Annotated in this window: 15 protein-coding genes; 5 read left to right on the top strand and 10 right to left on the bottom strand. The window is 34.4% G+C overall.

Features of this window, described 5'->3' with window-relative positions:
* Window positions 1–7 precede the first annotated feature (7 nt).
* From N2Z58_08845 to N2Z58_08830, 4 genes are read left to right on the top strand one after another with little or no spacing between them, the layout of a single operon-like run.
* The gene (locus N2Z58_08845; GenBank protein ID MCX7654763.1) at window positions 8–652 is read left to right on the top strand and encodes an SDR family oxidoreductase; all 645 of its coding nucleotides are present in this window, start codon (window positions 8–10) and stop codon (window positions 650–652) included.
* 42 nt (window positions 653–694) lie between these two features.
* A complete protein-coding gene (locus N2Z58_08840; protein MCX7654762.1) occupies window positions 695–2,002 on the top strand; it encodes an IMP cyclohydrolase in 1,308 nt (435 codons plus the stop codon).
* A gap of 33 nt (window positions 2,003–2,035) precedes the next feature.
* On the top strand, window positions 2,036–2,782 hold the full coding sequence (locus tag N2Z58_08835; GenBank protein MCX7654761.1) for a class I SAM-dependent methyltransferase: 747 nt from the start codon (window positions 2,036–2,038) through the stop codon (window positions 2,780–2,782).
* Complete coding sequence (locus N2Z58_08830) at window positions 2,779–4,011, top strand: M48 family metallopeptidase (protein ID MCX7654760.1); 1,233 nt, start codon at window positions 2,779–2,781, stop codon at window positions 4,009–4,011. Before N2Z58_08835 ends, N2Z58_08830 begins: the two co-directional genes overlap by 4 nt.
* Window positions 4,012–4,040: 29 nt before the next feature.
* Here N2Z58_08830 and N2Z58_08825 read toward each other — a convergent pair whose 3' ends face one another.
* Together N2Z58_08825 and N2Z58_08820 are read right to left on the bottom strand one after the other, a co-directional pair.
* Entirely contained in the window at window positions 4,041–5,048 is a 1,008-nt protein-coding gene (locus tag N2Z58_08825) for an extracellular solute-binding protein (protein ID MCX7654759.1), read from the bottom strand.
* Between the two features lie 51 nt (window positions 5,049–5,099).
* Window positions 5,100–6,026: an aldo/keto reductase gene (locus N2Z58_08820; GenBank protein MCX7654758.1), complete on the bottom strand. Its 927-nt coding sequence runs from the start codon at window positions 6,024–6,026 to the stop codon at window positions 5,100–5,102.
* A gap of 201 nt (window positions 6,027–6,227) precedes the next feature.
* On the opposite strand from N2Z58_08820, the gene N2Z58_08815 reads away from it, so the two are divergent.
* Window positions 6,228–6,755, top strand: a complete 528-nt coding sequence (locus N2Z58_08815; GenBank protein MCX7654757.1) for an NUDIX domain-containing protein — start codon at window positions 6,228–6,230, stop codon at window positions 6,753–6,755.
* A gap of 156 nt (window positions 6,756–6,911) precedes the next feature.
* Here the strand turns inward: N2Z58_08815 and N2Z58_08810 are convergent, their stop codons facing one another.
* The 8 genes from N2Z58_08810 to N2Z58_08775 all read right to left on the bottom strand — a co-directional run.
* Entirely contained in the window at window positions 6,912–7,400 is a 489-nt protein-coding gene (locus tag N2Z58_08810; protein ID MCX7654756.1) for a ferritin, read from the bottom strand.
* A 23-nt stretch (window positions 7,401–7,423) separates the two neighbouring features.
* On the bottom strand, window positions 7,424–7,879 hold the full coding sequence (locus N2Z58_08805) for a peroxiredoxin (protein ID MCX7654755.1): 456 nt from the start codon (window positions 7,877–7,879) through the stop codon (window positions 7,424–7,426).
* A gap of 90 nt (window positions 7,880–7,969) precedes the next feature.
* Complete coding sequence (nadC, locus tag N2Z58_08800) at window positions 7,970–8,809, bottom strand: carboxylating nicotinate-nucleotide diphosphorylase (GenBank protein ID MCX7654754.1); 840 nt, start codon at window positions 8,807–8,809, stop codon at window positions 7,970–7,972.
* Entirely contained in the window at window positions 8,802–9,734 is a 933-nt protein-coding gene (nadA, locus tag N2Z58_08795) for a quinolinate synthase NadA (protein ID MCX7654753.1), read from the bottom strand. Before nadA ends, nadC begins: the two co-directional genes overlap by 8 nt.
* A 19-nt stretch (window positions 9,735–9,753) precedes the next feature.
* Window positions 9,754–10,482, bottom strand: coding sequence for an aspartate dehydrogenase (nadX, locus tag N2Z58_08790; protein MCX7654752.1), 729 nt, complete (start codon window positions 10,480–10,482; stop codon window positions 9,754–9,756).
* 135 nt (window positions 10,483–10,617) lie between these two features.
* Complete coding sequence (locus N2Z58_08785) at window positions 10,618–12,216, bottom strand: tetratricopeptide repeat protein (protein ID MCX7654751.1); 1,599 nt, start codon at window positions 12,214–12,216, stop codon at window positions 10,618–10,620.
* Window positions 12,217–12,262: 46 nt separating this feature from the next.
* Window positions 12,263–12,598, bottom strand: a complete 336-nt coding sequence (locus N2Z58_08780; protein MCX7654750.1) for an HIT domain-containing protein — start codon at window positions 12,596–12,598, stop codon at window positions 12,263–12,265.
* Between the two features lie 570 nt (window positions 12,599–13,168).
* Window positions 13,169–13,650: PD-(D/E)XK nuclease domain-containing protein (locus N2Z58_08775; GenBank protein ID MCX7654749.1), on the bottom strand; the 482-nt coding region annotated here is incomplete at its 5' end.

Genomic DNA, 13,650 nt, shown 5'->3' with positions numbered 1-13,650 from the left:
TGAATTTATGCACTGGGTAGTTACTGGTGCAAATAGAGGTATTGGTTTAGCAATCGTGAAGGAACTGATTAAAGAGAATGAAGAGGTAACAGTGGGTATAAGAAGTTCAATGCCATTGCAACATCCTAAGTTGAGAGTTCTAAAGCTTGATACCTCTAATCCTGTGTCTATAGAAGAGTTCGTGCGAAATATCGATAAACCAGTCGATATTTTAATAAATAACGCTGGAATACTTATTGAAGAGCGTTTTCCAGATGTTACAGAAGAAGGACTTTTGCTATCTTTCAAAGTTAATACCTTAGGACCGTATATCATTGTGCAAGAACTTTATAAGGCTGGTAAAATCAAACAAGGAACAAAGATAATAAACGTATCAAGTATTCTCGGTAGTATCGCAAACACTGGAGGAACAACATCGATTCCATATTCAATATCAAAGGCGGCGTTAAATATGGTTACCAAGTTACTTGCCCATAGGTTGAAAGACATGTATGTTATATCTATCCATCCAGGATGGGTTAAGACAGACATGGGAGGTATGAATGCTCCAATATTGCCAGAAGAATCGGCGGAAGGTATAATTAAAATTGCAAAGACAGTAAACAAAACAGGTATATTTCTTGATTATACTGGCAAGATTATCGAATGGTAATAAATAAATAGACAAAAAAACGATGAGTGTGGGGGAATTAGAATGAACATTAAAAGGGCACTCATAAGCGTATCTGATAAGACTGGTATCGTTGAATTTGCAAAAGAGTTGGTTAACAGGGGTATAGAAATAATAACTACAGGTGGAACAGCCAAGCTTTTGGCAGAAAACAGTATCCCAGTTAAACAAGTTTCAGAAGTGACAAACTTTCCAGAAATACTTGGCGGTAGAGTGAAAACCCTACATCCAAAAATATTTGGTGGAATACTTGCTGACTTAGGTGATAAAACACATATCAAAGAACTTGAGACAAATCAAATTGACCCCATCGACATGGTAGTGGTTAATCTCTATCCATTTGATGAAGTACAGAAGAAAACGAGAGATGAAGATATACTTATAGAAAACATCGACATAGGTGGTGTCGCATTGTTAAGAGCTGCTGCTAAAAATCATAGAAATGTTGTTGTCATCTGTGATCCAGCCGATTACAATAAAGTTATAAAATCACTTGATTTGTGTGGTGATGTTCAACTACATGATAGACGAATGTTTGCACTCAAGGCATTTTACCATACCATGAAATACGACGCAACAATTCATAGGGTTTTGTCTGAACTTTTTGCTTCCGAAAAATTTGACCATATGACGTTTGAAAGATTCATAAGTCCACAGTTTGACTACGAAGTTTTAGACAAAGTGGGTGAAAGATTCGTAAAACTTTCTAAATACGCTCACAATTCCCTTGCAATAATAATTGGTGCCATAATTAACTACCTAAATCCAAACATAATTGTCGGATTATCGGGTAATCTTCCCACAAGCTTGGTAGATTTGAAAAAGTCTGGAAATAGAATATGTGAATTATCTGGGGAAATAGTTGCTCTTAGAAAACTTACAAACGACCTTGCAAGAAAACTAAAAGAAAGCACCTTTTCAACAGTGGCTTACAATGAGATAGAAGATGAAGAATTGATAAAAGAAATATTAAAAAATAAAGAACTTGTACGGTACAATTATTTAGAACCAAAAGAAAAGATAGCTTTGGCATTCTTTATCGAGAACATTATGTTAAGAAAACAAATAGACCTTTTAGAATTTCAAGAAGACGAAAAATTAATATTCTTCTTATTACAAATAATGCCCAAATATTCCGTAATTGCGATAACTGAAGACGGGTATTTTGTAATCAATGTTGATTTAAGAAAACCTATTGATGCTTTAGAAAAGACTTTAAACGAAAGTATAGCTAAACCTCTCGTAATTGGAACTAATGCAAAAGTAGACAGTTTGTTCAAAAAACTATGCGATGAAAAGGAAGTAGAAAAGATTATAGAATTTTCTACTTAAGCTAAAGCAAGTATAAGAGAGGCAACCTTGGATATGTCAAAGCTGTACAAGAATTCATATCATTATTACAACGACATAGCACACGATTATGACAGTATGTACAACGATGAATATTGGAAGTGTTCACAAGAGCATATTAAGACAATTATGGAAAAATACGTAAGCAACTTTGTGAATTTGAAAGTACTCGACATTGGGTCTGGTACAGGAAACTGGGCTAGATGGGTTGTAGAAAGAGGTGCACATGTAACTTTAGTTGAACCGGCACAAAACATGATGAAGATAGCAGAAGAAAAACTCAAAAGTGTTTCGCATAATTGTTTGTTCATAAACGATACTATAGAAAACGTCATCGAGATTGGAAAATATGATGTAATTCTTTTACTTGGCGATGTGCTTAGTTACGTAAAAGATTACGATATCGTCATGAGAAAGATATTACATTTTTCAAAATATGGTACATTAGTGTTTGGTACGGTGGACAATTACTATAGTTACCTAAAAGACGTCGTTACTTACGGTGAATGGAAGGATTTTATTTATTTAAAAAGTAATCAAAAATTACCAATAGGCTCCAAATACGGTTACTTCATATCAAGAGCATTCGATGAGGAAGATATAAGACAACTAGCTGAAAGATACAAAATGGAAGTTTTAGAACTTACTGGACTGGCAATTTTCAAAAATTCTCACCTAAATGAAAGATATGGAAAATACTTTCTCAAAGAAGCCGAACATTTACTTTTCACACTTAGAGTGAGAGTGGGGGAGTCTCTTTGAACAACAGTTTGTTAAATATCCTAATTGTACTTGTGTTGATAAAAAACCTTTGGACTATAGTACTGTCCATAGCTAACCTTGTTTATTCAACAAATCGCAAAGTAAAAATTCCTGAAGTTTTTTCAGATGTTATTGATCTGGAAATTTTTGAAAAAAATAAAAATTACACGAAAGATAAGATGCTAATGTCGATTTTATCGACAGCTGTAAATTTACTCGTACTACTATGGTTAATTTTAAAAGGCGTACCAGAACTTGAGAATATAGCAAAAAACATTTCAGAAAACATTTTTATCCAAAGCTTGCTCTTCTTTGGAGTGCTCGGTATTATCCAGTTTATCATAGACATGCCATTTGATATTTATTCAACATTCGTTTTAGAACAAAAATACGGCTTTAATACAACCACACCAAAAACATTCCTCATAGACATACTAAAATCTCTAGTTCTTACTGTAACATTTGGTACACCTATTATTTTAATTTTAATGTGGTTTTTGATAAAATTTGAAACATGGTGGTGGCAAGCATCTATATTTGGAATAGCAGTTACCTTTTTTTATTCATACATATCACCAGTTCTTATTGCGCCACTATTTAACAAGTTCAAGGAACTTGAAGATATTGAATTAAAAGACAAAATAAGAACTTTGTTGGAAAAAGCCAAAGTCAAAATACCTAAAATATACGTAGTGGATGCTTCAAAACGAACAAAAAAGCAAAATGCTTATGTAACAGGTTTTGGTACATCAAGAAGGCTCGTGCTTTTTGACAACTTGCTATCATATCCTAAGGAAGAGATTTTATCTGTGATTGCTCATGAATTGGGCCATCACGAGAAAAGACATATTCCAAAACTAATGTTTGTCTTTGCGTTGTATGAATTCTTCGTACTTTTCTTGATGAACCAGCTATACAAAATATTTTCTTCCACAAAACCTGGAATATCACAACCTTATGCGGTATTCTTCTACTGCTCGTTATTTGTTGTTTCTATAATTTTCTTTTTAACACCGCTTATGAACTACATGAATAGAAAATTAGAATACGAAGCAGATAAATACTCTGCTGAACTTATTGGAAGTTCAAAACCATTGATGAACGCTCTTAAAAGACTCATTAAAGAAAACCTTACAAGCCTTAGTCCGTTACCTTTATACAAAACTTGGTATTACAGTCATCCAGCACCTGAAGAAAGAATAAACAAATTATCGAAACTCGAAAAATAAAACAAACCTCGGAAAGTCCGAGGTTTGTTTTATTTAATTATTTCTTCCCACGCTTTGTTATACAAATCAATTTTTTCGCCTAAATAATCAATAATTTCGCAATTCTTGAGATCAGAAATCTGGTAGGATAACGTAGATTTTACGTACTTCGATGCCCCTATTACAGGTGAAGGTATCATTAGAAAATCGGAAATTTTTCCAGCTACCTCTGGTCTAAGGATGAAATCTATAAACTTATAAGCAAGTTCTTTGTTCTTTGAATCTTTCAATATCACCATACTATCTATCCAAAGAGTACTACCTTCTTTTGGTATAAAGAATTCAAAATTCTCTCTTTCTTCCTCAGGAATCAACTGAAAGACATTTTCTGGATAACCGTGAACCACGGCAAATTCACCATTTACAATACCTTGAGCATAAGTAGTTGCGTCAAATTTCAAGATATTCTTTTTCCAATTCAGAATAATTTGCTTTGCTTTTTCTATCTGCTCAGGATCAGTCGAATTAACTGAATAACCAAGGTATTTAAGAGCAGCACCAAAGACCTCTCTCATATCGTCCAACAACGTCATCTTATCTTTCAAGTCTGTTCTCTCATAAATACTCCAGGATTTTTCGTAATTCTTGACAAGCTTTTTATTAACTATAATCCCTGTCGTTCCCATCATATATGGTACAGAATACTTGTGCTCTGGGTCAAAAGTTGTCTTTTCCAAAACCATAGGATCTATGTTTTTGAAATTTGGTATTTTACTCAAGTCCAATTTCTCAAGTATACCGTCATTAATCATCATTTTAACGTGATCACCTGAAGGAAAAACTATGTCGTATCCAGAACCACCTTGTTTTATTTTTGAGTACATCTCTTCGTTAGAAGAGTAAGTGTCGTAAATAACTTTGCAATTATATTCCCTTTCAAATTCTTTAATAACTTCTTGCGGGATGTAATCTGCCCAATTGTAAATATGAAGTGTGTTTTGTTTGGCACAATCAAACAAGAAAAAAAGCAGAAAAATAACACTAAACAGACCACCCACATATATAAATTTCTTCTGAGTTTTCACGTATATTCCTCCTTTCCTATATTATCAAGGTATCATATTCCCAGCCGATATGTACAGTCCATACCACTCTTCTTTTGTTAAGTATACATTTGAAGCTTCCGAGATTTTTGTAAGTCTTTCTGAATCGGTTGTACCTACAATGACTTGAATATTCGCAGGGTGTCTGATTATCCAGGCTGTGGCTATAGCCTCTTTCGAAACTCCATATTTTTCAGATATTTCTTTCATTCTTTCGTTGAGTCGTTGAAAATTTGGATTATCTATAAATGTACCCTTTATATTTCCAGATTCATCCCCATATTGAAATGGCGACCAAGCTTGAATTGTTATATCATTCATTCTACAGTATTCTAACACGCTACCATCTCTATTTATCGACTGGGGAAACTTTGTATTTGTAAACAATCCAAAATCAATCATCCCAGAGTTAGTTAAACTCAATTGTAATTGATTAGCCAGTATCTTGTAACTAACACCACTTTTCAATAATTCTATCTGCATAGGATTAAAATTGCTTACACCAAAATATTTTACCATCCCTTTCGAATGAAGATAAGAAAAAGCCTCTCCAATCTCTTCAGGTTCCATAAGTGTATCTGGCCGATGCAGAAGCAGAATGTCTATGTAATCTGTTTCTAACCTTTTAAGACTATTTTCGACAGACTGTATAATGTGTTCTTTTGAAAGATCGTAAAATGCATTCCTTATACCACACTTTGTTTGAATAATTACCTTTTCCCGGGGAATGTCCAGTTGCTTGAGTGCCTGAGCAAATATCTTTTCTGACAGTCCTTCACCGTATATGTCAGCATGGTCATAGAAATTTATTCCAAGATCATAGGCTGTTTCCACAAGCTTTACAACATCTTTCAAGGTTTTATTCCATATTCTCATACACCCTAACCCTATCACAGGTACGTCAATTACACCACCGAGTTTTATGTATCTCATTTTGCCACCCCCTTAATATAAATTATATCATGAACAAAGTGAAAGACAGTTCATAATTTAATAAATCCTATGATCACGCCAATCCTAAATTTATTGCACTTTGCGTTAAAAAACTTTGAATTACGCAATCTAAATTCAGAAGCATGAACTTGGCTCTGGTGATATAATATCTTAAGCAATAAGACAGGAGGTGAAAGATTTGTGGACTACCAAACACTTATAAACAGAATCAAAAGAAGTGATAAACAAAAGCTGGCAGTTATATGCTATGCAAAATATAAAACAAATTTTTTATTTATGAAAAGAAAAAACGAACCATTTGCTGGGTTTCTTGTACCACCAGGTGGAAAAGTGGAAAGTCATGAAAGTGTACAAGATGCAATACAAAGAGAGTTCATTGAAGAGACAGGGCTTAAACCGAAAAATTTGCAATTAAGAATGATCACCTCTGAAATAGGACCTGATAAGTATAACTGGATACTTTTTATATTCTCAGCAGAATTAGATTCAATGAATGTAATTAACTGTGAAGAAGGAGAATTAGTTTGGATCAATGAGAAAAACTTATTTTCAGAAAACCTTTCACCAATCGATAAACTTTTGATTCCTCATATTTTTACTGGAGGTCTAAAAATTGCTTATATAGACTATTCAAACAATAAGGAGGTTTCAAACCTTAAGATTTTTGAAATAGAGCAATTTTTAAACGATCAAGAAAAAACTCATTAACTATGTTGATTGTAGCAGGACATGAATCCAACCTAAAGTTTCTGCAAAAAGTTATTCAAAAAGTTCATTATCAGCGATATGTACTTTCTAAAGAGAACAAATCAGAAATAAAAAACAGAGTGTCTTTAAGACACTCTGTTTTTTAGATTAACCAATTCACTCTCTCGATCCCAGTTCTTTATCAAGCATATACAAACCTGTTGGTGAGTCTTGAAGCTTTCTAAGCTTTCTAACTATTAACTCTGTTTGAGCTTCTTCTTCTACTTGTTCTTTTATAAACCAATGTAAAAATTGCTCCGTTGCGTAATCATTTTCTTCCTTAGCACATTCGTATATTTTGTTGATACTTTCAGTCACAAACCTTTCGTGGGTATATGCTGCTTCAAAGGCTTTAAGAGGACTTTCCCAAGAAGGTTGTGGCTTTTCAAGTGTAGGGAATTCGACTCTTTCACCTCGTTCGTATATGAACTCATATATTTTCATAGCATGCCCCACTTCCTCTTTTGCTTGGACTTTCATCCATTTTGCAAATCCAGGCAGATCTATTGCGTCAAAATATGCCGCCATGGACAAATAAAGATAAGCCGAATATAACTCCTTTCCAACTTGTTCATTTAACATTTTATAAACTTTTTCACCTATCATATCAGACCCCTCCTAAATTATATTTACTTGAGCACTTTCTCTATATCATCATATGGAGGCTCTACAGCCGGGTTGTCCGTCACCCACTTGTAAATAACTATTCCGTCGCCGACTACGAAAACCGAACGTTTTGAAACTGTATAATTAGGTATGTTTATAAAATTCTCATGTACTCCTCCATATTGCCTGGAAACTAACCCACCAAAATCGGATAGCAATCTAAAATTCAGCTTGTTTCTTTCAGCAAATGCTTTGTTTGAAAATGGAGTATCAACGCTTATGCCCACAACCGTTGCATTTAAGTTGTTCAGCTTGTAAAGCATGTCCCTAAAGCTGCAAAGCTCCTTTTCACAAACACTTGTGAATGCACCAGGATAAAAGGCGAGTACCACCTTGCCTTTGAGTTCTGAAAGTTTAAATGGTTTTAACTCATGATCTACAAGCTCAAAATCTGGAGCCTTTTGTCCAACCTCTAACATTCTTTCACCCTCTTTCTTCACAAAATAAACTACTGACTAATCTTGAAACACGGATTGTGTTTTATATTATACCAAATCTAATTTTGTTTGTCAAATTAGTTCGAGACTGAAATCGATATATTTTACTTCCGACGTGATTTTTCCTAAGGATATTATGTCTATATACTCGCACAGATAGCTTTCTATTGTATCAGGGTCTATACCTCCAGAAACCTCCACCAATATGCTATGATTAAATTTTTTTATTTTTTCAGCAACTTTACATGCTAACTCTGGAGGAAAATTATCGAGCATTATAATATCAGCTTTGCATTCACACGCTTCTAAAGCCATTTGTTCATTTTCAACTTCCACTTCTATTTTCTTGCTGAAACTCAAATTTTCTTTTACTCGTCTTATCGCATTTGCTACTGAGCCATAAAGCTTTATGTGATTATCTTTTATCATAGCACAATCTGACAAATTTAACCTATGTGTATCCCCCCCACCATGGATAATAGCAATTTTTTGTAGTTCGCCTGAAAATGGTATGGTTTTCCGGGTTGCCGCAATTTTCACATGTGGAGCTTTTTGCTTAGCTTTTTCTACAAGTTTTCTGACTTTTGTCGCCACTGATGACATAAAAGATAGAACATTTAAGACTGTACGCTCACATATGAGTACGTTGTACGCATCACCAGAAATTTTTGCTATGACATTATTCGCTCCACTATAAATTATATCACCGTCTGTATAATAAAATTCGCTATCTATTGAGAATTTCTTTAACACCTTAACAACAATTTCAGAACCAGAAAGCACAGCGTAGTTGCTCTTTAGGATAATGTTACCCGACACCATCTTCCCTCTTAGAGGATAAGATGCAAAATCTATGAAATTTTCGTCTTCAATTACAAGCTCAGCAATCTTCTCCGCCAGTTTTTCAAACATTTAAATTCACAACCTTTTCTGTAAGTTCTATCATGCGATTTATTGCTTTTCTTACCCTCTCAACCAGTTTTTCGTCAACCAATACCTCTTCTTTTTCTTTAACCAATGCTGTGTAGGTATTTCTTAGATTATTCTTTTTCATGTTGTAACATACCATCGAACTTACTGGTATAAACGTTCTATCGGGATAGACCTTTCTAAGCTTTTCTATCATTCCTATTTCTGTAACAACAATGAATTCTTTCGCAGCAGATTTTAATGGATATTTCTCCATCTGAGAAGTACTTCCAACAAAATGTGCAATTTGCCTCACACATTCTGGCACTTCTGGATGTGCCATTATTTCAGCCTGAGGATATCTTTCAGCAAGTTTTTTTACTTGCTCTTTGCTCACATAGTTATGTACATAGCAGTATCCACTTTCGCCGGGAACTGATATAACTTTTTTACCTGTTTTTTCTGCTACAAATGAGGCCAAATTCTTATCAGGACCCATTAAAACTATATCGCTATCGATGTTTCTTACCACATCAACTGCATTAGCCGACGTGCAAACTACGTCTGCAACAGCTTTAACTTCCGTTTTACTGTTCACATAAGCAACAAAAGGTGCGTTATAAACTTTCTTCGCGTTTACTACATCTTCAACGTTAAGAGAATTTGCCATTGGGCAAGTTGAGTATCTTACCGGCACTATTATCTTTTTCTCAGGATTCAAGACTTTTATCAATTCTGCCATAAAATCTACTCCAAGGAACAATATTTTGGACGCATCTATCTGTGTCGCAATTCTTGCAAGTTGCAGCGAATCTCCAACATAATCAGCTATTTCTTGAAGTTCTCTGATCTGGTAATTATGAGCGACTATTACATATCCTTTTTCTCTTGCGAGTGATTTAATATCATTTGGTGTTATGGTGTACATTCTTCCTTCCCTCCACAGTTCATATTTTTAACTTCTCAAATCTTTTCTTCAGTTCTGCAGCAAGTGATAACGGAGCTAAGTAACTTGTCTTTGGGTTTGGAGAGGGTTTGTTTTTGTGTATAATCGTGTACTCACCTACACTTGATGAAATATTTATCTCGTGTATGTTTTGTTCTATCTTTGGGTCAGCAACAATCTCTACAAAAACCTTTTCAAAATCTCCAACGGCAAGCGATAGTGTAATTGAAACATTTGCATTTTGCGGGAACTGCTTAATAGCGTCTACAACTTTACCATAAAATATCGTTCTTTGTGTGGATAGTTCCTCTAACCCAAATGCCTTTGGTGGTTTTCTTGTTGTAATCTTAACACTATTTATGTAATTACGAATAGCATAGATAATATCCAGCCCACCAATAGCACCTGAAGGTATATAAACATTCGATTTTGATGTACTTAACTTTTCTGAGAATCTCTTAAAGAACTCTTCATCGGCAAATGCACCAGAGCTCATAACATATAAGTCTTTCCCTGACTCAAGTACTTCCAATCCAAATTCTCTAACAGCTTCAGTAGATGCACACTCAACTACAACGTCACAATCCGATGGGATATAAAAGCTCGATAAATACTTGCATTCAAGACCAGTCTCTACCTTATCGTAATACCAACAACTGTCTATACAGCTACCAAGCTCCTTAAGAACTATTCTTGCGATGTTTCCTCCACCAACGAAAAATACCTTCACATTTCCCACCACCTCATACATTACAATGTTCAACTTTATTATACTGTAAATGTAATATGATGTCAAATAACGATAAATTAAAACGCCCAAAGACAACAAGCTTTGGGCGTAAATCCGTTTTAAGATATTCAGATGTTAAATAACGTTTTTCATTATACTGACCAAAAACGCAACTGTATTTCTTAGAATGCTGTCTTTTATGTTTTCTATCTCCTCCGCAGTTGGAAAGTATCCTACGGCTCTTATGATATTCAAAGCTAAATCTTCGTAATTTTCCGACGCAACGTCAAAGAAATTATCCAATGGTTGTTCTGTTAAACTTAGCAACTTTCTTGCAAAATCAAAATGTAGTTCTTCAATTTCCGGGTAAATCTCTTCAATAAAATGATCTATGTTGTGCAATCCTGAAAGTATATATTGATATAACCTAAGTATTGCTGTCGTACAAGCTATTGGTAAACCTGTACCAAGTGTGGCTACAGTCAGAATAGTTGCGTTCTTTTCCATCACAATAGGTTGCGTACCTGCTATGTACATGCCAGCGAATATATACGGAAAATGTTCACTTTTTGGTTGATTATTGTCTTGAGGAGCTATAACCAGACCTGTTAACTCGGCAAATTTGTCAATTAAAATGTTTCCATCATCGTCGGTTGATTCTATTATTAAATTTAATTGATCTTGGAAAGGGAATTCAATCCTTTCAAGCACATTTTCTGATCTTTTCAATTCATTTTCATACTCACTTTCAAAATTTTTTTCACCAACAAAATACTGTATTCGCTCAAAATTTTCTGGAAATTGTTCTTGTATCTCCTCAAATGTCTTATAGGCTTCTTCGTACAACCCAAGCCTTCGCTGAAGGATGCCCAACTCGTTCAATACCTCAGGTGATCTATATTCTTTTGCAAGATCAAACAATACTTTGTAAGCCTCCAGGTGCTTTCCAAGCCTTGTAAGTGTGTAAGCCAAGTTATAGGAAATTTCTGCCTTTTTGCCAACATTTAATCCCAATTTGAAAATCTCTTCAGCCTTGTCAAATTGTTGTCGTAAATTGTACACAACACCTAATCGTAAGTAAGCTTCAGGAATAGGTGCGATTTCAAGTCCTTCTCTTGTACTGTAGCGGTGAAGGGTATCTTTGGATATTATAGATTTATATACTATTTCAGCATCATCAAGTTGGTTTAACTCCATATATATATCGCCAATTTTTAATAACGGAAGTAGAAAAGTTGGTTCCATCTGATAAGCCTTTTTATAAGCCTCTATAGCATCTTCATAATCCTTTTGTATAAAAAGTATATTTCCAAGCTCGTAATAAGCAAGCGAGAAATCTGGATTTAAACCTAACGATTGCTTAAGTTCAATCTCGGCTATCTCATAATTACCAAGTCTTGACTGTAATAAAGCATTGTAAAAATGATATCTGTAATCATATTGAAGCTCTTTAGCTTTACTAAGCAGCTGGTGAGCTGCTGAAAAATCTTTCTCGTTTAAAGCTATTTTGAATTTCTCATAATAAAAATACACCAAGTATGATAACCAGTAATCGCTTTTTTCTATCTTACATTGTTCTTCAAGACCTCTTATTACCACGTCTATGGGGATATTATCCTGATCAGTTATCAACAACAAATCTTCAGCCAATACCGGTAATTTAACTGGCAAATTTAGCCTTTTAGCAACATCAACCTTCAATGGCAAGTATACGATAGCCTTTATGTAATTCACCTCCAAACGTTGAATACTTGTTCAACCTCTAAATTACCCCTCAAACTTATCCAAGTATTCCGAGCTTTCTACCACCGATTACGTGAAAATGTATGTGATGAACCTCTTGTCCAGCATCTTTTCCATTGTTCTGTACAATTCTATAGCTCTCAATACCTTGATTTTTTGTTACCACTTTTATAACTTCAAACAGTTTCCACATTCTTTTTGAATCTTCTTCTGAAAGCTCGTTTATTGTTGCAATATGATTCTTATATATGACAAGTAAATGCATAGGTGCAACAGGTCTAATATCTTTTATAACTATAAAATCTTCATCCTCGTATAATTTGTCAGATGAGATACTTCCTTCAACAATCTTGCAAAATACACAATCTGCCATTGAAAACACCTCCGTTTTCTAATTTTCAAGACGCTTCGTTTGAACTTTTGTCCTTATATCTATTATATAATCGACTTTCTAAAAATACTATCCTTTCTTATAGTTCCTGAGGTAATTTTCATATTTCCTTATTTACTTTTCTAACTATAAACAACCTCCCACAGCGCGGATTAATATTTGGACTGAAAGTAACAAACTAAAGATTGCTTTAGTAGAATTTCCACCTCTACGATTTCATTCAACTGCCTTGTCCGATAAATAACTGAACAAAATTTCTTATATTTGTTCATCAAACGATAACGTACAATCTCTAAGTGTTCCATCCATGCTCTTCTACTTACCGACTAACGTAAGTTTAACTTAAATTCTTTTCTTATTTATCACCCGTCGACGTGTGTTGGGAATGATTTGCTTTATTCTTTCGGCTATCCATTTTATAGACGAGTAAACTTGTAAAAATTTATAATTCAGCAATTAACACTGGTATATCTCGTTTGATATAGACTTATAATCTTTGCCAACCATTAACAACAAAAATATTAACGAGCTATTTGTTTTATTGTTGATATATCAGTTTACCACCTCATATTCCCATTCCGATATGTTCCTCTTACTACTGTCTATATTCACTCCTATCAAATAGCACTTCTTACCTGCAAAACCTTCATAATACCTTCTTTCTTTTATCTGCTCAAGTGCTTCTTTTGCACTTCTGTCTACCTTCAACTCTATTATGTACACCACTCCATTGTTCTCTATCAATATGTCTATTATCCCTCCTGATACTTCCCTTTCCGCTTGCGCTTTTATCTGCCCTCCTATCAATAACCCCATCATTATCGCTTCGTATGTCCTTTCTTTCTCTACCTGTACCCTGTAACTTATCTGCCCTATCCCTTCTTGTAAACTTCTCATCAACAAATCTACATCCTCTTTCATTATCCCTTTCCTCATATTCCTACTTATATCTCTCAACTGCTGTTGACTGTAGTCTATCCCATAGTTTATCTCCATCAACATCCTTGTTAACCCACTCCCTGCATCTATGTTTG

It is taken from the genome of Fervidobacterium sp. (genome assembly GCA_026419195.1).
Classification (GTDB): Bacteria; Thermotogota; Thermotogae; order Thermotogales; family Fervidobacteriaceae; genus Fervidobacterium.
The sequence above is the reverse complement of the archived record's forward strand: the minus strand, read 5'-3'. Positions and strand labels throughout refer to the sequence as shown.